Here is an 18764-nt window from a genome sequence, read left to right on the forward strand (position 1 = left end):
AATTATAGCTTTCCAGACCAACGGCCATGGGGCAGGTAAATTCCCCCATACTGCTCAATTTTGCGAGAGTCCATACGGTAAAGCCACGCTTCTGTCATTACCTGATCCTGGGGATCAAATATCTCAGCCCAGCAACGGTCATAAACATTCTCCTGGGGCGATCGCCCTGGTTGATAATCTTCCAAACTATCCAGGTGTTCTAGGGAAAACCCAGGGGGAAAGGTGAGGCAATAGCCCCAAACCCGGTCCTCTCCGATCGCCAGAGCTGGATAACCAAAATATTGCAGATGGTAGATTTGGCCGAGCACATAGCCCAGGGTAGGGGGCTCAATCTGACGGTGGCAGTAGGCTTGGTGATTACATTCCCCCGGCATGAGGGTGCCATAAACAAAAACCTTAATCTTCATATCCACGGGCAATAAATTAGGGCTCGCCATACTCTTGGAGAAAGCTGAGAAAATCCGTCAGGGCTGATCTGGTATCTGGGTTAGGGGTAAGTTGATGCCGTATTTGCGAAATGAAGAATCGATTTTGGATTCTAGCTCGGCCAGCCGCTCGTTGTCTTTCTTGATCTGCTCTGTTTCTTTCTCGATCTGCTTTTTCTCGTTCCTCGTTTGCAAGATCATCTCGTCGAGTTTCTCGTTCTCTTGCTTGAGCCGCTTGATATCGGCTTCGATTTCCAGCGTTCCACTCAAGGCCGAGACTAACCACCAAAGACGCTGTGCCCAAAGTGAACGCCCAGAAACTCCATTCGAGGATGGTAAAGGGGATGAGTTGGAAGGGGGTGGTGTCGATGTTGCCATAAAACCTCAATAATGCCGCTACAGCATACAGAAATGTGGTTAGGGAGCGGGGTAATAGGGCCAAGAAGGTTGCCATGGCATCATTCTAGCTACTTCAAGCAGATAGTACTGACCGAGAGGTTGATAGTAACAATATTGATCTGTGCTGGAACATCTAAAAAACCTAACTCTTTCATTGCCCTTGGGAAAATTTCTTTGCTGCCTAAACCCTTTTGAATTTTTTCCACAGGCGATCGCCTAGTAAATCCACCTCCGGTACTTTAGCCAAGGCCACTCCCACAGTGAACACTACTAGGATAATGCTGGACATGGTGAGCACTTCCAGGATATTCTCCACCAGGCTATTCACCCCCCAAAGTCTCTGCCACAGCACACTCCCCTGCCAGCCAGCCACACTGGCGATCGCCGTAACACCCACCAGTTTACCCAGGTCCATGGCCCAGCCCCCCAAACTTAGACCGGCTAGGCGACGGTTCAGCATCCAAATAAAAATAGTCATGGAAAAAAGATTTACCCCCACCGTTGCCATGACAATACCCACGGTGCCAAAGGGCTTATAGAAGAGGTAATCCAATAAACCATTCAGAAAAATATTAAATAGGCTTACTTTGAAAGGACTGTTCCCATCGCCCAGAGCATAAAATACCCGCACCAAAACATCTCGACCAAGGTAGAAAAACATGCCTAAACCGTAGGCTGCCAACACTGGAGCCACCTCTGCCGCCGCCTCTGCATCAAAAGCCCCCCGCTCATAGATAACCTGGACAATGGGAATGGCTAACCCCACCAAAATAGCTGTGAGGGGAAACATGGTCAGGGCGCTTAACATGATGCCCTGGCGGATACGGAGTTTTAATTCTGGCCAATCCTGGGGATCGGCTAAGCGGGAAAATACCGGCAAAAAGGGCACCAAAATCATATTGGAAATAATGCCCAGGGGAGTGAGGGCGACAAAATTGCCATAACGCATGGCGGCCGCCGCATTGGGAATAAAGGAAGCAAAAAACAGGTTGGTGGCAAAGTTGATATACAACATCCCTGAAGACAGGGTGGCCGGAATCATCACCTGCAAAACTTCCTTTACTCCCGGCAGGGCAAAATTAAACCTCAGCCGCAATTTACCCATACCCGCTTTGGCCTGGGGCACAATCTGAGCCAACCATTGCAACACGGCTCCAGCGGTGGTTCCCCCTGCTAATAGGAGAGAACCCAATAGCCAATAGGGTTCTGTGTTTAGTTGCTGTCCCAATTGCCAGACTGCGACCCCTAAACCCAGAATGACGGTAATACTGGAAAGCAAAGGGCTAATACTGGGCAATAGGTACTGATCTGCCGCATTTAAAGTCCCAAAGCCAATGCCAATTAACCCCGAAAGTAGGGCCATGGGAGCCATGATTTGTAACTGTTGCACCGCCATGCGTCTGGTTTCCGGTTCTAACCCCGGCGCCAGCAGGTCAATGAATATGCCCGCCCCCAGTACCAAAATGATGGTTACCCCAAGCAACACCCCACTGACCAGGGTGGTAACGGTTTCCACCAAGGGTGCCGCCTCTTCCCGATCTCGTTTGGACAGTACACTAACCAAGGCACTGTGGAATGGGCCATTAATGCCCCCAAGAAGTATAAAGAGAAAACCCGGAATCACGTAGGCATAGGCGTAGGCCGTCACCACCGTCCCCACCCCAAAGGCGGCGGCGATGATTTGTTCACGCAATAAACCAAAAACCTTACTGATCAAGGTGGCGATCGCCACAATGCCAGCGATATTAGCTAAGGAACGGGACGATTTACCAGACGGAGACACAGGCTAGATTCCAATAGATCAAGGGGCCATTATCTAGGAAGAACGGTGGCACGGCCTAATGTTTCCCCAATCAAAGGGGATAGCAAGGACTCCATAAGCTCGGCTTGGGTTGTCAGGCTTGCAACTGCATTGGTTTTAACTGGCTTCCAATCGAGCCTCCAACATCGCTAATTTACGCTTCAGAGTGGCATTTTCTTGCACCAGCCCCTGGTTACGCCGCAGTAAATCCTGTTGCAAAGCAATCTGCCGTTCATTTCTCCGTTGGCGATCGCGTAGATCCCTTAACACCACCATGGCGTATTGCAGTTGGCCCTGCTGATCAAAAATGGGAGTTCCCGTCACCTCCAAGGGAATAATTTGTCCCCCCTGGCGGATTTCCATGTCATCCACCTGATGGGATTCTCCCTGGAGAGCCCTAAGCAAAGGTTGTTCTGTGAGGGGATAAAGTTGATTTGTGCCGATTTGATAGGCTTGGTAAATATCGTTTAACCGGTCGATCGCCGCTTCGGGCCAGAGGCCTTTGCCTAGGAGCTCAATGGCGGCGAGGTTGGCATAGACTGGTCGTCCCTGGGCATCGACAACGAAAACACCAAGGGGCAGAGCATCGAAAAAATTTTTAAACTCCATACGGGGACTAAAACTGGTGCCATCGTCGGGGGATGGCAGATATTCGGTAAAGGTAAGGGCTATTTTTTAGGATAAATCAGGAAAACTTCTGTTTCTTTTTGCTCCGGGATGCAATGCGGGGGGAGGTTGCTTTACGCTTTTTCGGGGCAACTTCTTCCACGCCAAGATTTGGATTTTCCGGCATAACAATAGGAACGGTGAAATGGAACTGGGTGCCATGGTTTTTGCCATCGGAAGCGGCCCAGATTTCCCCTCCCCAACCGCTAACAATTTGGCGACAGATGGCCAGGCCAATGCCAGTGCCCCCCCGACTGCGGCGTAAAGCTCCTTCTTCTTGGTAAAAACGGTCAAACACGGTTTCCAAGCGGTTAGGCTCAATACCTCGCCCTGTATCGGTGATGGTGACTTCCAATTGGGACGGATTCGGGCGATCGACAGCGATGGAAATCCTACCATTGGTGGGGGTAAACTTGATGGCGTTATCCAAAAGCTTGGTCAACAATTCCACTAACCATTCCCCGTCCGCCTCCACCATGGGAGTTTCGCCATTCACCTGATTGACAATGACAGGTACTTCCTGGCCCCGATTGTGGGCTCGGATATGGCTCAAGGAAAGCTCCACACATTCTTCTAGGGAAATTGGCTCTGCGTTCCATTCCACTCGTCCACTTTCCAGTTGAGATAGCGTGAGAAAGTCCTGCACCAGTTTGCGCATCCTCTCCGCATCTTCCAGGGCAGTGTTCAACATTACCTGTCTCAATTCCTGGGGCATATCCGGCTCCGTGGCCAGGCTTTCCAAACACACTTGGATAGTGGAAAGGGGGGTGCGTAGTTCATGCCCTGTAATGGCCACCAGGTTAGACCGAGTGCGGTCTAGGGCAGCTAATTGCTCATTCAATTCCTGTAGGTTGGCATAGGATTCTGCTTGGATCAGTGCTACCCCAATTTGGGTGGCCACCCCTTCCACTAGGGTAAGGGCATCGTCCTCCCACTCCGTGGGGGCAGGACCACAGTGGTGAAATTCCATCATGCCCAGCAACCTTTCCCGATAAAAAATTGGCACTAACATCCAGGACAGAATGGCACAACTCTTCACCAGGGTTTTCACTTCCCCCGTAGAAGGCTCCGGTTCCCCTAACCTTGGATCTCGGTCGATGTTGTCGATGGCGATCGCCTCCTTGAGGACCACCACCTCCTGAAAAAGGGGATTATCTTTGAGGGGCCAGGGATAACCCTTGATGGAACCAACACCGCTACCGAGGAATTCATGGTTAATGGTCGCCACTGTATCATCAGCACTACAGCGGTAAATCACACAACGGCAAATGCCCAAACCTTGGCCTAGTTTTTCCACCGCCACCTGCATAATTTCCTCGGGATCAAGGGAACGTCGCACCGCCCCTGTGATGGAGTTAAGCAGTCTCTCCCGCTCTTCTTTGTCCTGCAAATTACGATTGGCTTTGATTAACTTATACTGTCCAGCTTGGAGATAGGTGATTAACCGTTGTACAAAGGGATCAGGGTTATCGTCAATGCCCCGGGGGGGAACAGTGCAGGAAGGCTGGAGCCAGGTTTGGGTCGCCTCCTCGATTTTGGCTTGTAACTCTGGACGGTAGGCTAAAATCCGTTGTAGCAATAGTTGGGCTGCAACTCGACTCACCTGGCGATCAAAGGTCCAAACACCTTCAAAACGGCGGTTACTATCCCATTTATCCTGGGTCGGTCGTTCTCGACAAATTAGACAACTGGCATAACGATCGCCAATGACAATCAAATGCCATTCCTGGGCGAGGCTGTCTTCAGGAGTAAAGGCAATGGTTTCGTAAATGCCGGAGTTGTGTTTAAATTCCGTCTCCGGAGCGGAGAGCACGTAAACCTGACTGCTCTTATCGGCAATACGTCGATAACGGTGGGCTTCTTGACGATAAAATCTCTCCCGCTGAAAAGCCGCAATGATCAGGGGATTGCCCGCTGTACTTTCCGCTAGTACCTGGTCTTCCATGGCGTGGGACAAGGCCGTGAGGGAAGACTTGAAGTAGGTTTGGGCCCGCAGATTGGGTAAAGCCTGCAATAGCTCTGTAAGAACAGACGGGGAGTTGCTCATCGCTCCTGAAAAAAGGGGAGGAAGAATGGCGAAAAACTAACTCCTAGAATACCAATGAAGGGAGAACTATCCCACACCGATGGGACGGGACGGTTGGTCATGGGCCAGAAAAAATCCCCCGAACATCAAACCCGGAGGATAGGCGCAGGAAAAAGAGGCTGGGGCGGTCTGGAGACACTAACCGCCAAAAATTTGCTCCTTTAGTGCACCAAATTCGGAAGCCAACTCTTGGCGCTTTTCAGCTTTCCAAAGGTAACGCCAGATAAACCAAGCGGTGTAGCCCATGCCGATCAACTGTAAAGTTGGTGCCAATAAAGGAATATCATTAATGGCATCGAGCACAGCAATCAAGATTTTGACGCTGATAATGCCCAACAGGATTATGCCCAGGGAAATGAGGGGTTGCTTGTTGTCCTCGAAAAACTCCCCGGTCATTTGAGGAATTTTACCCAGCACTTCCCACACCGGTTGTAGCCATTCCTGCCAAGCCTGGTCGGTGATTGGGGACTTTTGGGGATTGGGAGTAGTGATTGGTCCTACATCGGTTTTAATCCCGGCAGTTGCTGTCTTTTGTTCTTCCATCTTCAACCAGTCCTTTATTATTCGGATTGAATGTTTACGGCCCACAGCTTCCCATATTGGGGCACTGTTTAGCTTCTGCCCATATTATCGGAAAATTGCTTTTTACACCCCGTCTTGGGCCAGGGCTTTTCCACTTTGACTAATGGCAAAGGCAAAGCAGTGGTGGAAACCCCTAGGCTCAGTAAAGAGGACTTGGGGTGGTATAAATCCTACTTTTTGGCCAATTTCTGCCATGGTAGCCACCAATTCGGGGAAATCGCACTCCTTTATATGGGCAGCGATCGCCTGGAGTTGGTCGGGGGCAAGGGCAGTCCATTGACTTTCGGCCTTAGCTAAATAGGCTTCAATATACTGCTGTCGATTTTGCTCGGGCTGACGAAAAACGTCGTAGATAACTAGGCATCCCCCAGGGCGCAGCAGAGAAAAGCAATGGGCAAAAAATTGTTCCTTTTCTTCTGGGAGCAGATGGTGCAAAGAAAAACCGACGTGAATCAGATCAAAGCTGGCTGGGGCGGTTTGGTTGGCTTCACCCAGATAGGTCAAAAAATCCGTTTCCCTTAGCTCCACCTGTCGAAAAGGGTCCAAATTTTTCTGGGCTAGGGCCAGGGCATTGGGGGATAAATCTACCCCTGTATAGGAATTGATTTTACTCCCCGTCAAAGTTTTGGCGATCGCCTGGGCATCCCCACAGCCAAGGTCCAAAAAATCAAACGGGCGATCGAACTGTTGTTGAATCAAAGCCCCCACCGCCTGGTGAATTTGCCGATGGGCCATGTAATTGTGGTCAACCAACTGCTGATAGGTTTGCCATTGCTGAAAAAATTGTTTGGTTTGTTCAGTGGGTCTGGGGGAACTGGCCATGGCAAGTAATAACGGGATGAATGGTTAACTAATGGCGGGAAAACCGCTGTCCCTGGAGGCTAAACGGGCTTTACCAGCGGCGGCCCACTCCTGCAAAAATTGGATTTGTTCTTTGGCGGTGCGAGCTAAGGGCACCACTTGGCTCGCGGCGGAAAGAATGTCATCGGTGGTAAATTCCCGATTCTGGCTAAAGCCAATGTGCATCGCTTCCACCAAAATTTGCTCAATTTCTGCTCCGGAAAAGTCTGGGGTTTCGTAGGCCAGGCGGTGGATATCGTAATCAGCCATTTTATGGGGTCGCAAACGGTTAAGATGCACAGAAAAAATGGCCTCCCTTTCTGTTTTATTGGGCAGTCCCACAAAGAAAATTTCGTCAAAGCGACCTTTCCGCAACAGTTCCGGCGGCAGACTCTGGACATTGTTAGCGGTGGCCACCACAAAGACGGGGGAAGTTTTTTCCGCCAACCAGGTAATGAAAGCCCCAAACACTCTGCTGGTGGTGCCCCCATCCCCGTGACTGTCCATGCTCCCAAAGGCTTTATCAATTTCGTCAATCCAAAACACACAGGGGGCTAACGCTTCCGCGAGGTTGATCATCTGCCTGGTGCGGGCTTCCGATTCTCCTACCAAACCGCCAAATAATCGGCCCACATCCAACCTTAACAACGGTAAATGCCAATGGTGGGCGATCGCCTTAGCGGTGAGGGATTTGCCAGTGCCTTGGATGCCGGCCAGTAGTAAACCCCGGGGATAAGGTAAACCGTAACGACGGGCTTGCTCACTAAAGGCTCCTCCCCGCCGGAGCAACCAGTCCTTGAGATTATCTAGGCCTCCAATGTCGCTGATGCGTTCACTGGCGGGATAAAAATCAAGAATTTGGGTTTGGCGGATGGATTGACGTTTTTCTTCTAGCATCAATTCCACATCGTCTGCCCCCAACTGGCCATGGTCTGCTAGGCAACGGGCCAACACCCGCCGAATTCTTTCCATGGATAAACCTTGGGCTGCGCGACTCCACTCATCTCGCAGGGAAGACTCTACTTTTTGTCCCAAACCCGTCAACAACCGTTCAATTTCTCCTTGAATTTCGGCACTACTGGGCAGAGGAAAATCCATCACCGTAATGATTTCGGCCAACTCATTGGGGATGTAGATTTGGGGTGCGACAATGACAAGATTTTTAGCTTCGGCCTTGAGACGGCGAGCAAGGTTGCGTAGTTTTCGGGAAATGGAAACGTCGTCTAGAAAACGATTAAAATCCCGCAGGACAAAAATGCCATTACTACTGGCGGGTAATTTTTCGATAAATTCCAAGGCTTGGAGGGGATTGCGGCGGCCCACATTGGCTCCGTTGGGGTTGCCCTGGTACCCTTCTACAAAATCCCAATAGTAAACTGAGCGATTGCCCAACCTCTGGGCACTGCTGGCGATCGCCATTTCCAGTCGTTCTTCTTCCTGGGTGGGAATGTAGAGCAGGGGATAACAGGCCCGCAATAGTAATTCAAATTCTTCACTAAAAGTCATGGGCAAATAACTAGTCTGGTGGAAAAAACTGGTCGTGGTAGGGACAACGGTTACAATTATGTCGGTGGGCCAGGGGGGTACGGTGTCGATGCCAAGCGGCTAATCCTTGACGAAATTGCTGGAGCAAATCGGTTAACTCCCTTTCAGTGGCCCGGTGCTGAGCTTCGTTGTAAGTAATGGTATAGTGCTGAATTTTTTCCGGTGACTGCACAAACCAATAGGTCATGGATAACTGTTCGGGGGAATAGGAACTAGTTTCTGCCAACACGTACAGGTAAAGCTTAGTCTGCCAATGGTGGTGGAGTTTTTCCGGTTTGGCCGGCTGGGGATAGGTTTTCCAATCAAAAATTTCCCCCTGCTCCGGGGTGAGCACCAACAGGTCATAGACTACTGTCAATAAAACATCATCCCTGGCTAGGGTGCGTTGATGTTCAGCCTGCCTTTGGCCGGGGGGGAGGTGGAGCGCCGGCACTGTGGCAATTAAATTTTTTAGGGAATCCAGTAGGCTAACGTCCTGGGGGTCAAGGCTCTGGGCTGCTAAAGTTTCCAAGGGCAAACCCAAAGTCCATTGTTGAACCAGTTGGTGAAAATTTTGGCCCCATTCCGTTTTGACCTGGCGCTGGGGTTCTAGTAAACCGCCCAACTGTTCCCAATAACGCCGTTGAAATTGGGGCGGACAAACACTCAACAGTTGCAGGTGACCTTGGCTGAGGGAAAAATAGGGGGCAGTCATGGGCTTTGCTGGGCGGCAAGGGCGATCGCCAGGGGAAAGAGGCGATGTTCTTGGACTTGAATGCGTTGATGGAGAGTCTCCCCCGTATCATCAGCCAGAATGGGCACTACCGCCTGGGCCACAATGGGGCCACTATCCACCGTTGCTTCGGCATAATGGACTGTGCAACCACTCACTTTCACCCCCGCCGCCAAGGCCTGTTCCACAGCCCGCACACCTCGAAAACTAGGCAATAAACTGGGGTGGATATTCAACACCCGACGGCTAAAAGCATCTAATAGTACTGGAGTGACAATACGCATCCACCCGGCCATGATCACCCATTCCACCCCTGCTTGGCGAAAATGCTCAACAATATCTTGATCCAAATCTTCCCGGCTGTCGTAGTCCCGATGGTTGAGTAATCGGTGGGGCACCCCATGGTCCATGGCCCGTTTCCTAACCCCAGCATTAGGGTTGTTGTAAATCACCAGTTTCACCACTGCATTTAACTTTCCCTCCTTAATGGCCTTGGCGATCGCCTCAAAATTACTACCACTACCGGATGCCATTATCCCAAGGGATAAACAGCGGGGTTGGGGAATATTCCCTAAAGCAACGGGGGGGGAAATAAAACTCAAGTTATTCGACAAATCTGACATAGCCGACATAGGTTAAAAATTAGGGGCTTGGGCCCCGGAGCAATCCTGCCCTCAACGGGCTAACTTTGACATCCGATGGCGATAGAATGGGGAGCGATGTCTTTATAAAATGAGGTTAACGCGATATGACCCCTTCTTTAGCAAACTTTCTCTGGAGCCTGGTTTTAGGGGCTGCCATTGTGCTGATCCCCGCCACCGTCGGGTTAATTTTCATCAGCCAAAAAGACAAAATCACCCGTTCCTAGGTTTTTCCCTGGACAATTTAGATAGTGAAAACCTCCAGTCGGCCATAGTTTCCGAAGCTGGAGGCTCATTTTTAGTAGACCTGTTTTGATTAACTATGCCCCTGGCGATCGCCTAGATGGGAGTTCAGGGTAAGGGAACAAAGCAAAAATTCCCACCGCAAGACTAATCCAGGTAGCCCATCAGGGTGTTGGGATCATCAATCTCGTTGGAAGCTACGGGACGATTGCCAGCGGTGATTTCGCTGATGTGGAGATGGCTCAGGGCAATGGGGCGATTACCGGAAACGGTCATGGTACTGCTCACTTCCATGGTGCTGGCCCCCACTGGTCTGGTGGCTCCCATAGAACCATAAGTACTTACCACATGGATCTTGCTGGCTTCAATCGGTCGATTAGTGGGCATGCCCTTGGGGGTAGGCAGTAGATCAAGACCACCGATATGCTTGGGCTTCACCAAGGCGGACTCATCTTTGCTGGAACCGGCTCTAGGACGACGGCTCCGGTTAGCGGCAGTGGTTTTGCTGGCGGTTTCTTCGTTGGGGGTGGTGTTGGGCCCCTGCTGTTCCTCAGTCATGCTGTTTATCTCCTTAATATAAATATTCGATTAATTGATCAACAATAAAGCACTGTGCGAGACAGACAGGCCACCCACCGTGTTTTGTTAGCATTACTCTGCTTGTCTTCAAAGATACACCGCTGAATGGCCAGCCACGATAGTTATCTTTAATCAGCCCTATTATCCCAGACTATAGCTCCTTTGCCGCCATGACTTCTGACCTCTTTTCCCTCCATGCGCCCTTTCGTCCTACCGGAGATCAACCCACGGCGATCGCCAGTTTGATCGAGTCTTTGCAGGGAGAGCACAAGTTTCAAACCCTGCTGGGGGCAACGGGAACGGGGAAAACCTTCACCATGGCTTCGGTTATTGCGGAGTTGGGACGACCAACATTGGTATTAGCCCACAATAAAACCTTGGCGGCCCAATTATGTAATGAATTGCGGCAATTTTTTCCCGAAAACGCGGTTGAATACTTCATTAGTTATTACGACTATTACCAGCCAGAAGCCTATATTCCCGTCACCGATACCTATATCGAAAAAACGGCTTCTATCAACGATGAGATTGATATGTTGCGTCACTCCGCCACCCGTTCTCTGTTTGAACGACGGGATGTAATTGTGGTAGCTTCCATCAGTTGCATTTACGGTTTGGGTATTCCCAGCCAATATCTCAAAGCGGCCGTTCCTCTGCAAGTGGGTGCCGAATATGATCCCCGCCTAGTAATTCGGGATTTGGTCAATGTGCAATATAGCCGCAACGATGTGGAATTACAACGGGGACGATTTCGCCTCAAAGGAGATGTGTTGGAAATTGTGCCGGCCTATGAAGATCGGGTGATTCGCATCGAATTTTTTGGTGACGAAGTGGAAGCTCTACGGTTAATTGATCCGGTCAGCGGCGAAATTTTGCAAAGTTTAGACAGAATCAGCATTTATCCCGCCCGTCACTTTGTCACCCCAGAAGAAACCCTAGAAAAAGCCTGTCAGCAAATTCAAACGGAAATGGAACAACAGGTAGCTTTTTTAGAAAAAAATAATCTGTTGGTAGAAGCTCAAAGATTAAGTCAACGCACCCGTTATGACTTGGAAATGCTCCGAGAAGTGGGCTATTGCAACGGAGTAGAAAATTATTCCCGCTATCTAGCCGATCGCCAGGCGGGGGAACCACCGGAATGTTTAGTGGATTATTTTCCCGAAGATTGGTTATTAGTAATTGATGAATCCCATGTGACTATTCCCCAATTGCGGGGTATGTATAATGGCGACCAGGCCAGAAAAAAAGTTTTAATTGACCATGGCTTTCGTCTGCCCAGTGCGGCGGATAATCGCCCCCTAAAAGCAGAAGAATTTTGGCAAAAAGTTAAACAGTGTGTGTTTGTTTCTGCCACTCCGGGAGTTTGGGAAATAGAGCAATCGGAAGCAAGGGTAATTGAGCAGGTAATTCGCCCCACTGGAGTTCTTGATCCGGAAATTTTTGTCCGTCCCACCACCGGCCAGGTGGATGATTTATACGGGGAAATTCAAACCAGGGTAAAGCTGAAAGAACGGGTATTAATCACAACTTTAACTAAACGGATGGCGGAGGATTTAACCGATTATTTTTCTGAACGGGGCATCAAGGTTCAATATCTCCATTCCGAGATTCAATCTATTCAACGTATTGAGATTTTACAAGCTTTACGAGACGGGGAATTTGATGTGTTAATTGGGGTAAATTTATTGCGGGAAGGGTTAGATTTACCGGAAGTTTCCCTAGTAGCTATTATGGATGCAGATAAAGAAGGCTTTTTGCGGGCAGAGCGTTCTTTAATTCAAACCATTGGCCGGGCCGCCCGTCATATTCGGGGACAGGCGATTTTATATGCTGATAATTTCACCGACAGTATGCAAAAGGCAATCGCCGAAACGGAAAGGAGGCGGAAAATCCAACAAGAATATAACGAAAAGCACGGTATTACCCCTCAACCGATTAATAAACGGGCTAACAATGCCATTTTGCAATTTCTTGATATTTCCCGTCGTTTAAACAGTCAACAGTTGGAGGAAGTATATGAACAAGCCCAGGATTTACCCCTAGAAAAAATCCCCGATTTAATTCAACAATTGGAGGAAAAAATGCAAGAAGCGGCCAAAAAACAGGAATTTGAAGTAGCTGCCATCTACCGAGACCGCATTCAACATTTGCGTGATCGGCTTTTGGGCCACAAAAAGTAAATTGGCCGCGCCAAACGCTTTACGGCATCAATGGTTTGGAAACGGCGATCGCCAAAATGGTTGGCTTTTTTGGAACCTACTTCAGGGGCTTTAATATCATCATCATCCCAAAAGCAAGGAGATTCCTATCCGCCCAAACAACGACAATCTGGTGGACAATGGCTGGGTTAGCCATTCGGAGGATGCCAATTAAGCTGCCGGTAAAGTGACTGTTTCTAGCCAAAAGGATTCAATCCCTTGCACCATCTTGAATAAATCCTTCAAATTGCGGGATTTGGTTAAATAACAATTAACGTGGAGTTCGTAACTGGCAATCACATCATCCTCATTGTGGGAAGTGGTTAACACTACCACGGGAATTCTTTTTAGGTCCGGGTTTTGTTTGATTTCCGCCAACACTTCCCGGCCATCCTTTTTAGGAAGATTTAAATCCAGCAAAATTAGGTTGGGGCGAGGGGAATTTTCGTATTCTCCCTGTTGCTGTAAAAAGGCCATGGCCGCCAAACCATCCCGGAGAATGATCAGTTCGTGGTCGATGGTGCTGGTTTTCAACACCTCCTGGACAAGGCGGCTGTCGGCTTTGCTATCTTCCACCAGCAAAATGACCTTGGGGGGATTAGATTCGTCGGACATGGTTCAATACCTTTTTAGTTGCCAATGGGGATGGAGAAGTAGAATGTGGAGCCCTCCCCTGGGTTGGACTCTAGCCAAATTTGCCCTTGGTGGCCTTCGATGATTTTTTTGCAAATGGCTAGCCCCATGCCGGTGCCTTTATATTCATCCCTGGTGTGGAGTCGTTGGAAAATGACAAAAATCCGCTCGAAGAATTGGGGGTCAATGCCAATGCCGTTGTCTTGGACCGCAAACACCCAGGCATCCTCCTGGCGATCGCCCCAGATTTTAATTTTGGGTGACTTGTCCCCGGCAAACTTGATGCCATTGGCGATCAGGTTCTGGAATACCTGCATGAGCTGAATTTGATCCGCCATTACTGCGGGCATGGAACCCACTTCAATTTCTGCTCCACTTTCTTCAATCCGTTGCTTCAGGTTAGCCAGAGCTTTGTCCACCACTTCTTGCACATCGGTGAAAGTTAGTTGGGCATACTGGGTATCTACCTTGGCGTAGGTCAAAATATCATCAATCAAAGTCTGCATCAGGGAAACCCCTGTCACAGCAAAATCGATGAAGTCTTTGGCATCTTCGTCTAGAGCTTCGCTGTAGCGCATTTCTAGCAGTTGTACATAATTGCTCACTTGGTTGAGCGGTTCCTGTAAATCATGGGAAGCAATGTAGGCAAATTTCTTTAAATCAGCGTTGGAGCGTTCCAAGTTGCGGGCTAACTGGGCCAATTCTTCTGCCTGGCGCAAAATGAGGTTGACGATCGCCTTTTTCAGGGCCAGGGCACTTTGGATTTCCACCGATTGCCAGGGCAAAGATTGGAGTCGGACAATTTCTTTCCAGAGGTCAAAGGATTGGCGGGGATGGAGCTCGATTTTACCGTCTTCCTGGGTAGCTTCGTAAGCATGATTTGGGTCACCGCCCCAATTAACCGTTTGCAACACTTCAGGGCGAAACCAGAGCAAAAAGTTGTGACGGGCAATGGGAATGGCCAATAAGCCACTGGCCACGGATTTAAAATTCACTGCATCAGGATAAATTTGTGAGAGGGAAGAGGTGAAGAAAACGTCTTGCACTTCCCGATTCTCCAACCATTGCAGTAAATATTGCACTGCTTTCTCGTCCGGGGTTTCCCCTACTAAAATCAATTTTTCCCCAAAGCAAATGGCCGCCCCCTGGGAGCCCGTTAATCCCAACAGGCGATCGGGATGATTAGTTAATCCTTCGACAAAATCCGCCGCCGTGGTCATTTTGTCCAATAAAACCGCTTCATGCTCCGCCAACTGCACCCGGTAATCGAAGGTTTCCGTATCTTCCTGGGCGGAAATGTTGCTAAACACCACCCGACCAAAAAATTCGCAGGCTTTACGCAGTTCAAAGGGAATTACTTTGGGGGTTTGATGGTGGCAGGCAATGAGCCCCCAGAGATGGCCGTCCTTAATTAGGGAAATGGTTAAAGACGCTCCTACCCCCATATTTTTCAGATAGGTCAAGTGGCAATGGTACGCACTGCGCAGAATGGATTCTGTTAAATCCACCGCTCGGTTGGTGCTGGGGTTAACCGCTGGGGTCAGGGGCACCGCCACACCATAAACATCGGGAATTACTCGAATGGGGTTGTGGATAAATAGCCGACGGGCGGGTTGGGGAATATCCGATTCGGGATAGTGCAGGCCCAAATAGGGTTCCATATCATCCCGTTTATCTTCGGCAATGACATCACCGTGGTTATTTTCATCAAAGCGGTATAGCATCACCCGGTCAAAGCCAGTCATACGGCGGACTTCTTCGACAATAACATCGTAGAAATCCCGTAGATTAGCTTGTTGGCGCAACCGATTCAGGGCAGCGTTGGCCATGTGATAAAAACCGAGGAAGGGCAGATTATCGGAAGTGTAGGCTGGCTCTAGTTCACATACCAATAAACCGTCACTGTTGCGATGAAAAACCCCGTCAAAAATGACAAAGTCGTCCCCCATGACCCGCGCCCAAAGTTTACTGGGGTTGAGGCTGCTGATTTGTCCGGCCGTTAGGCGACTCTGGATGGGATCAATCTGAAAGCTATCAAACACTTCCCCTAGGGTTCTGCCCAACAAATCCTCTGGCGATCGCCCTAAAATGCCGGTGCAGTTGGCGCTAATTTGGCTGATGGTGAGGTCTGGTTCCTGCAGGACCACCACTAAACCGTGGGGCTGAATCAGGTGGGCGGTGTGGATGGCGAGGGTTTCTAGCTGACGGAGGGATTGGTCGCTGAGTTGTACGGTGGTGGCCATGGGTTTTTCCCTTAACTGTCTATGGGGAGAGGCTGATACCAATCACGACCGAGGCCGCAAATTTGGCTTTAAACTGGTTAGCAATAATGGCGGACTGGCCAACAACTCCATCTCCGTCCCTGGAGCGATAACGGCCAAATATTCTGGGTGCTTTCATCCTAACGAAGCTTTTTTATTTCCAAACCGCAACGTTACACAACGAAACTCTTTTGCAATTTTTCTTAATGATTAGCCAGATTATCCACCCTGGCTGACTGTCCCTTGGCGATCGCCATTTTGACTAAATTTGGGCTTTGATTGTTTAATTATTTGTAACTGTCAATCCGGCGATTGGCTACCTCTAACCTCCAAAACCCCTAGCCTTTCCTTTTTGTTACTTGGGTGGGTGTCCGTCAAACAAACTGTCCGAAATAAATCCATCTTTGCGGGTGGGCTTTGCCCCCTATAATTTTCGATGACTAGCGACGATGCCGCGGCCGGTTTAGTAAGGGTTCTCGATGCTGCCCAGGGAGCTTTCCTTGCCCTCGATTCCTATGGCGGTAATGATCGGAGTCGGGCGGTGTTGGCCATGGCGGAGGCGTTGGAACGTTCCTTTGCCCAAATTTTGGAAGCCAATACCTTGGACTTGGTGGTGAGTCGGGAAATGTCCGTGGCGGATTGTCTCTGTGAATGGCTCAAGCTCACCCCGGAAAGGTTGCAAAACACAGTGACTATCCTGAAGCGTTTGGCTTCCCTGCCGGATCCCCTCCAGCGAGTTATGGCTTCCCCCTACCAATTTAACCTGGCCCAGACCTATTGCCAGTTAATGCCCTTGGGGGTGGTGGCCCTGGTCTATGAATCCTTTCCTGAATTGGCAGCGATCGCCGCGGGCTTTTGCCTGAAAACGGGGAACAGTCTAGTTCTAAGAAGTTGCGGTGCTTCGAGCCATTCCACGGCGGCTATTTGCGAAATATTGCGGGAAGGTTTACTGGATGCGGATTTACCAGTGGATAGCGTTAGCCATATTCCCAGCGAAACCTCACCCAATGTGCAGGACTTGGTAGGCAATGCCAGCCAGCTCAATTTGGTTATTCCCTATGGCCGCCCCAGTTTTGTGGAACAAATTAGCCAACAATGCACTCCCCCGGTCTTGAAGGCCGCCATGGGCAACTGTTACCTCTACTGGTCTAGTAAAGGGGACTTGGAAATGGTGCGCCAGATGATCATTGACAGCCATGTGGGCCATCCAGATCCGGTCAATGCCATTGAAAAAGTTTTGGTTAGTCCGGGGCAAAATCCAGCGCCCTTGGTACGCCTATTGAACAACTTGCAGGCCAAGGGCTTTAAGCTCCGGGGGGACGCTGAACTCTGTGAGCAATTTCCCGACCATCTCACCCTAGCTAAGGAGAATGAATGGGGTAAAGCTTACCTGGACAGGACAGTGGCCTTTCGCACTACCCAAAACCTGAAAACGGCGATCGCCTGGATCAATAGCCATAGCAGTGGCCACGGGGACTGTATTGCCACGGATTCCTACCAGGAAAGTCGCCAATTTTCCATGGGGGTGGACAGCGCCCTGGTTTATGTGAATATTCCGCCCTATTTTTGTCGTAATCCCCGCCATGGGGAATCATTATTTTTGGGAGTATCGAGCCAAAAGGGTCAAAGGCGCGGCTTAATTGGGCTAGAAGCATTTATGACCCCCAAGCAAATTGTCCAGGGAGAAAGTCGCAGTTGAGCATTTTTTGAGCCATTACCCATGTCCCATTTAAATTCTCTGGCATTACTGACTCTAAAAGTATTACTTCCCTCATTCTTAATCTCCTGGGGCATTAAATTTATTGTGCCTGCCTTTGCTCCCCCACCGGAGTTGCCCTGGGTCTTACTATTGGTGTTCACTCCAGTGCTGGCGATCGCCGTTTGGTTAGGGCTACAGGAATGGCAGGGGAGGAAAATACCATGACCTTTGCCCAATGGTCTGGTTTTATTAGTCTCCTTTTGATGGGGGCAGTCCTGTGGCAGATCCGCCAATTATTGCTACTGCTGTTTGCTGCGGTGGTGCTGGCCAACGGTTTCAACCATCTTTCCCAATGGTTCCAGCGACGGGGCGTCAAAAAACAATTATCCATTCCCCTAGCGGTCATCATTCTACTGTTGGCCCTAGTAATAGTAGTGGCTCTGATCATTCCCCCCTTTGTGGACCAATTCCAGCAACTCCTGACCCTGGTGCCCGCCAGCATTGATGGCACTCTACAATGGCTCCGGAAAATAGCCAGGGCGATCGACCCAGAATTAACCCCCCTCCTGCCCAACTGGCAACAAATTACCGGGCAGATTAGGCCCATTTTGCAAAAATTAGCCGGCAACGGTTTAGGCCTGTTTTACAGCACCCTAGGGTTACCCCTCACCCTTTTACTGTTGATTGTGCTTAGTTTGATGTTTTTGGCTAATCCCAGGGCTTACCGTCAGGGTTTCATCCGTTGTTTCCCCGCTTTTTATCGAGCACGGGTTGATGTAATTCTGAAGGAATCGGAAATCTTGCTAGAAGATTGGCTCCGGTTGGTGGTAGTCAGTGCTGTGGTGGTCACCGCTGCCACTTGGTTCGGTTTAGTTTTACTTCAGGTGCGGCTTCCCCTGGCCCTAGCCCTTGTGGCCGGTATTTTTGTCGTCATTCCCAACATTGGCCCCCTGATTAGTCTAGTCCCCGCCATGGCGATCGCCCTGTTGGATAATGCCTGGAAACCCCTATTGGTGATGGTACTCTATGGACTGATTAATTATTTTGAATTCCATTGGATCACCCTCCATTGCATGGGCAAACCCCAGCCAATTTTGCGGGGAGTTTTACTGTTAGCCCAGGTCTTTTTTGTGAGTGTGTTTGGACTTTTTGGACTGTGGTTGGCGGTGCCCCTAACCCTAGTGGGACAAGTGTTAGTGCAAGAAATACTAATAAAAGATATTCTTGACCGTTGGCAAAGCTCGGAAGACGCTGGAGAAGAAAAACCAACACAAACCTCCCCTGCATTACCAAAATCCTAGAGAGGGGGCCACAGTAGGTTTAACTGACGGATAAGTCGGCCTGAAGGTGAGAATAATCCTCCTGTAAACTCCCACGAAGTCCACATCGACTAGATCTAAATTGAATCAGTCAGGAAATGCTAAATATTAACTTCCAAAGAAGTTTCGCAGTTT

19 protein-coding genes are annotated in these 18764 nt (G+C 49.6%); 5 read left to right on the forward strand and 14 right to left on the reverse strand.

All coding sequences use genetic code 11. The annotated features are described in order from the left end of the window. Nucleotides 1-2: 2 nt before the first annotated feature. From H6G46_RS04485 to purN, 11 genes are all read right to left on the reverse strand, one after another. The gene (locus tag H6G46_RS04485) at nt 3-437 is read right to left on the reverse strand and encodes a gamma-glutamylcyclotransferase (protein WP_010873548.1); all 435 of its coding nucleotides are present in this window, start codon (nt 435-437) and stop codon (nt 3-5) included. Then, a complete protein-coding gene (locus H6G46_RS18415) occupies nt 424-879 on the reverse strand; it encodes a hypothetical protein (RefSeq protein ID WP_010873547.1) in 456 nt (151 codons plus the stop codon). The genes H6G46_RS04485 and H6G46_RS18415 overlap by 14 nt, the downstream gene beginning before the upstream one ends. 13 nt (nt 880-892) lie before the next feature. Next, on the reverse strand, nt 893-1030 hold the full coding sequence (locus H6G46_RS18315; RefSeq protein ID WP_190595399.1) for a hypothetical protein: 138 nt from the start codon (nt 1028-1030) through the stop codon (nt 893-895). After that, complete coding sequence (murJ, locus tag H6G46_RS04495; protein WP_010873546.1) at nt 1006-2607, reverse strand: murein biosynthesis integral membrane protein MurJ; 1602 nt, start codon at nt 2605-2607, stop codon at nt 1006-1008. Before murJ ends, H6G46_RS18315 begins: the two co-directional genes overlap by 25 nt. Nucleotides 2608-2742: 135 nt before the next feature. Continuing rightward, nucleotides 2743-3234, reverse strand: coding sequence for a PAS domain-containing protein (locus tag H6G46_RS04500; protein ID WP_010873545.1), 492 nt, complete (start codon nt 3232-3234; stop codon nt 2743-2745). 76 nt (nt 3235-3310) lie between these two features. Then, nucleotides 3311-5338, reverse strand: coding sequence for a DICT sensory domain-containing protein (locus H6G46_RS04505; RefSeq protein WP_010873544.1), 2028 nt, complete (start codon nt 5336-5338; stop codon nt 3311-3313). Between the two features lie 177 nt (nt 5339-5515). Beyond that, entirely contained in the window at nt 5516-5920 is a 405-nt protein-coding gene (locus H6G46_RS04510) for a CAAD domain-containing protein (protein WP_020862135.1), read from the reverse strand. Between the two features lie 102 nt (nt 5921-6022). Beyond that, complete coding sequence (locus tag H6G46_RS04515; RefSeq protein WP_010873542.1) at nt 6023-6781, reverse strand: class I SAM-dependent methyltransferase; 759 nt, start codon at nt 6779-6781, stop codon at nt 6023-6025. A 24-nt stretch (nt 6782-6805) separates the two neighbouring features. Continuing rightward, the gene (locus tag H6G46_RS04520; RefSeq protein WP_010873541.1) at nt 6806-8305 is read right to left on the reverse strand and encodes an AAA family ATPase; all 1500 of its coding nucleotides are present in this window, start codon (nt 8303-8305) and stop codon (nt 6806-6808) included. A 10-nt stretch (nt 8306-8315) separates the two neighbouring features. Next, a complete protein-coding gene (locus H6G46_RS04525) occupies nt 8316-9038 on the reverse strand; it encodes a PD-(D/E)XK nuclease family protein (RefSeq protein WP_010873540.1) in 723 nt (240 codons plus the stop codon). Next, nucleotides 9035-9688: a phosphoribosylglycinamide formyltransferase gene (gene purN, locus H6G46_RS04530; RefSeq protein ID WP_010873539.1), complete on the reverse strand. Its 654-nt coding sequence runs from the start codon at nt 9686-9688 to the stop codon at nt 9035-9037. The genes H6G46_RS04525 and purN overlap by 4 nt, the downstream gene beginning before the upstream one ends. A 116-nt stretch (nt 9689-9804) precedes the next feature. Between purN and H6G46_RS04535 the strand changes: the two genes are divergently transcribed. Further along, complete coding sequence (locus H6G46_RS04535) at nt 9805-9924, forward strand: photosystem II reaction center X protein (protein WP_010873538.1); 120 nt, start codon at nt 9805-9807, stop codon at nt 9922-9924. A 163-nt stretch (nt 9925-10087) separates the two neighbouring features. On the opposite strand, the gene H6G46_RS04540 is transcribed toward H6G46_RS04535, so the two are convergent. After that, nucleotides 10088-10498, reverse strand: a complete 411-nt coding sequence (locus H6G46_RS04540; protein WP_010873537.1) for a hypothetical protein — start codon at nt 10496-10498, stop codon at nt 10088-10090. Nucleotides 10499-10689: 191 nt separating this feature from the next. Here H6G46_RS04540 and uvrB point away from each other — a divergent pair, with 191 nt between their 5' ends. Then, nucleotides 10690-12699 carry an excinuclease ABC subunit UvrB gene (uvrB, locus tag H6G46_RS04545; RefSeq protein ID WP_010873536.1) on the forward strand — a complete coding sequence of 670 codons (2010 nt, stop codon included), beginning with the start codon at nt 10690-10692 and terminating at the stop codon, nt 12697-12699. Nucleotides 12700-12888: 189 nt separating this feature from the next. Here the strand turns inward: uvrB and H6G46_RS04550 are convergent, their stop codons facing one another. Then, a complete protein-coding gene (locus H6G46_RS04550; RefSeq protein ID WP_010873535.1) occupies nt 12889-13332 on the reverse strand; it encodes a response regulator in 444 nt (147 codons plus the stop codon). Nucleotides 13333-13346: 14 nt separating this feature from the next. Beyond that, nucleotides 13347-15593: an ATP-binding protein gene (locus tag H6G46_RS04555; protein ID WP_010873534.1), complete on the reverse strand. Its 2247-nt coding sequence runs from the start codon at nt 15591-15593 to the stop codon at nt 13347-13349. Nucleotides 15594-16047: 454 nt separating this feature from the next. Between H6G46_RS04555 and H6G46_RS04560 the strand changes: the two genes are divergently transcribed. Genes H6G46_RS04560 through H6G46_RS04570 form a run of 3 tightly spaced genes read left to right on the forward strand, consistent with a single transcriptional unit; the run spans nt 16048 to nt 18611 of the window. Beyond that, nucleotides 16048-17310 carry a gamma-glutamyl-phosphate reductase gene (locus H6G46_RS04560; protein WP_010873533.1) on the forward strand — a complete coding sequence of 421 codons (1263 nt, stop codon included), beginning with the start codon at nt 16048-16050 and terminating at the stop codon, nt 17308-17310. A 21-nt stretch (nt 17311-17331) separates the two neighbouring features. Continuing rightward, nucleotides 17332-17535 carry a hypothetical protein gene (locus H6G46_RS04565; RefSeq protein WP_041428192.1) on the forward strand — a complete coding sequence of 68 codons (204 nt, stop codon included), beginning with the start codon at nt 17332-17334 and terminating at the stop codon, nt 17533-17535. Continuing rightward, on the forward strand, nt 17532-18611 hold the full coding sequence (locus tag H6G46_RS04570; RefSeq protein WP_020862136.1) for an AI-2E family transporter: 1080 nt from the start codon (nt 17532-17534) through the stop codon (nt 18609-18611). The genes H6G46_RS04565 and H6G46_RS04570 overlap by 4 nt, the downstream gene beginning before the upstream one ends. Nucleotides 18612-18764 lie beyond the last annotated feature (153 nt).

The organism is Synechocystis sp. FACHB-908, assembly GCF_014698595.1.
Lineage (GTDB): Bacteria > Cyanobacteriota > Cyanobacteriia > Cyanobacteriales > Microcystaceae > Synechocystis.

Coding starts and splice junctions, on each gene's coding strand:
- H6G46_RS04485 (WP_010873548.1), bottom strand. CDS start 437: ATGGCGAGCCCTAATTTATTGCCCGTGGATATGAAGATTAAGGTTTTT.
- H6G46_RS04505 (WP_010873544.1), bottom strand. CDS start 5,338: ATGAGCAACTCCCCGTCTGTTCTTACAGAGCTATTGCAGGCTTTACCC.
- H6G46_RS04540 (WP_010873537.1), bottom strand. CDS start 10,498: ATGACTGAGGAACAGCAGGGGCCCAACACCACCCCCAACGAAGAAACC.
- H6G46_RS04500 (WP_010873545.1), bottom strand. CDS start 3,234: ATGGAGTTTAAAAATTTTTTCGATGCTCTGCCCCTTGGTGTTTTCGTT.
- H6G46_RS04515 (WP_010873542.1), bottom strand. CDS start 6,781: ATGGCCAGTTCCCCCAGACCCACTGAACAAACCAAACAATTTTTTCAG.
- H6G46_RS04560 (WP_010873533.1), top strand. CDS start 16,048: ATGACTAGCGACGATGCCGCGGCCGGTTTAGTAAGGGTTCTCGATGCT.
- H6G46_RS04565 (WP_041428192.1), top strand. CDS start 17,332: ATGTCCCATTTAAATTCTCTGGCATTACTGACTCTAAAAGTATTACTT.
- H6G46_RS04525 (WP_010873540.1), bottom strand. CDS start 9,038: ATGACTGCCCCCTATTTTTCCCTCAGCCAAGGTCACCTGCAACTGTTG.
- H6G46_RS04555 (WP_010873534.1), bottom strand. CDS start 15,593: ATGGCCACCACCGTACAACTCAGCGACCAATCCCTCCGTCAGCTAGAA.
- purN (WP_010873539.1), bottom strand. CDS start 9,688: ATGTCGGCTATGTCAGATTTGTCGAATAACTTGAGTTTTATTTCCCCC.
- uvrB (WP_010873536.1), top strand. CDS start 10,690: ATGACTTCTGACCTCTTTTCCCTCCATGCGCCCTTTCGTCCTACCGGA.
- H6G46_RS18415 (WP_010873547.1), bottom strand. CDS start 879: ATGGCAACCTTCTTGGCCCTATTACCCCGCTCCCTAACCACATTTCTG.
- H6G46_RS04535 (WP_010873538.1), top strand. CDS start 9,805: ATGACCCCTTCTTTAGCAAACTTTCTCTGGAGCCTGGTTTTAGGGGCT.
- H6G46_RS04510 (WP_020862135.1), bottom strand. CDS start 5,920: ATGGAAGAACAAAAGACAGCAACTGCCGGGATTAAAACCGATGTAGGA.
- H6G46_RS04520 (WP_010873541.1), bottom strand. CDS start 8,305: ATGACTTTTAGTGAAGAATTTGAATTACTATTGCGGGCCTGTTATCCC.
- H6G46_RS04550 (WP_010873535.1), bottom strand. CDS start 13,332: ATGTCCGACGAATCTAATCCCCCCAAGGTCATTTTGCTGGTGGAAGAT.
- H6G46_RS04570 (WP_020862136.1), top strand. CDS start 17,532: ATGACCTTTGCCCAATGGTCTGGTTTTATTAGTCTCCTTTTGATGGGG.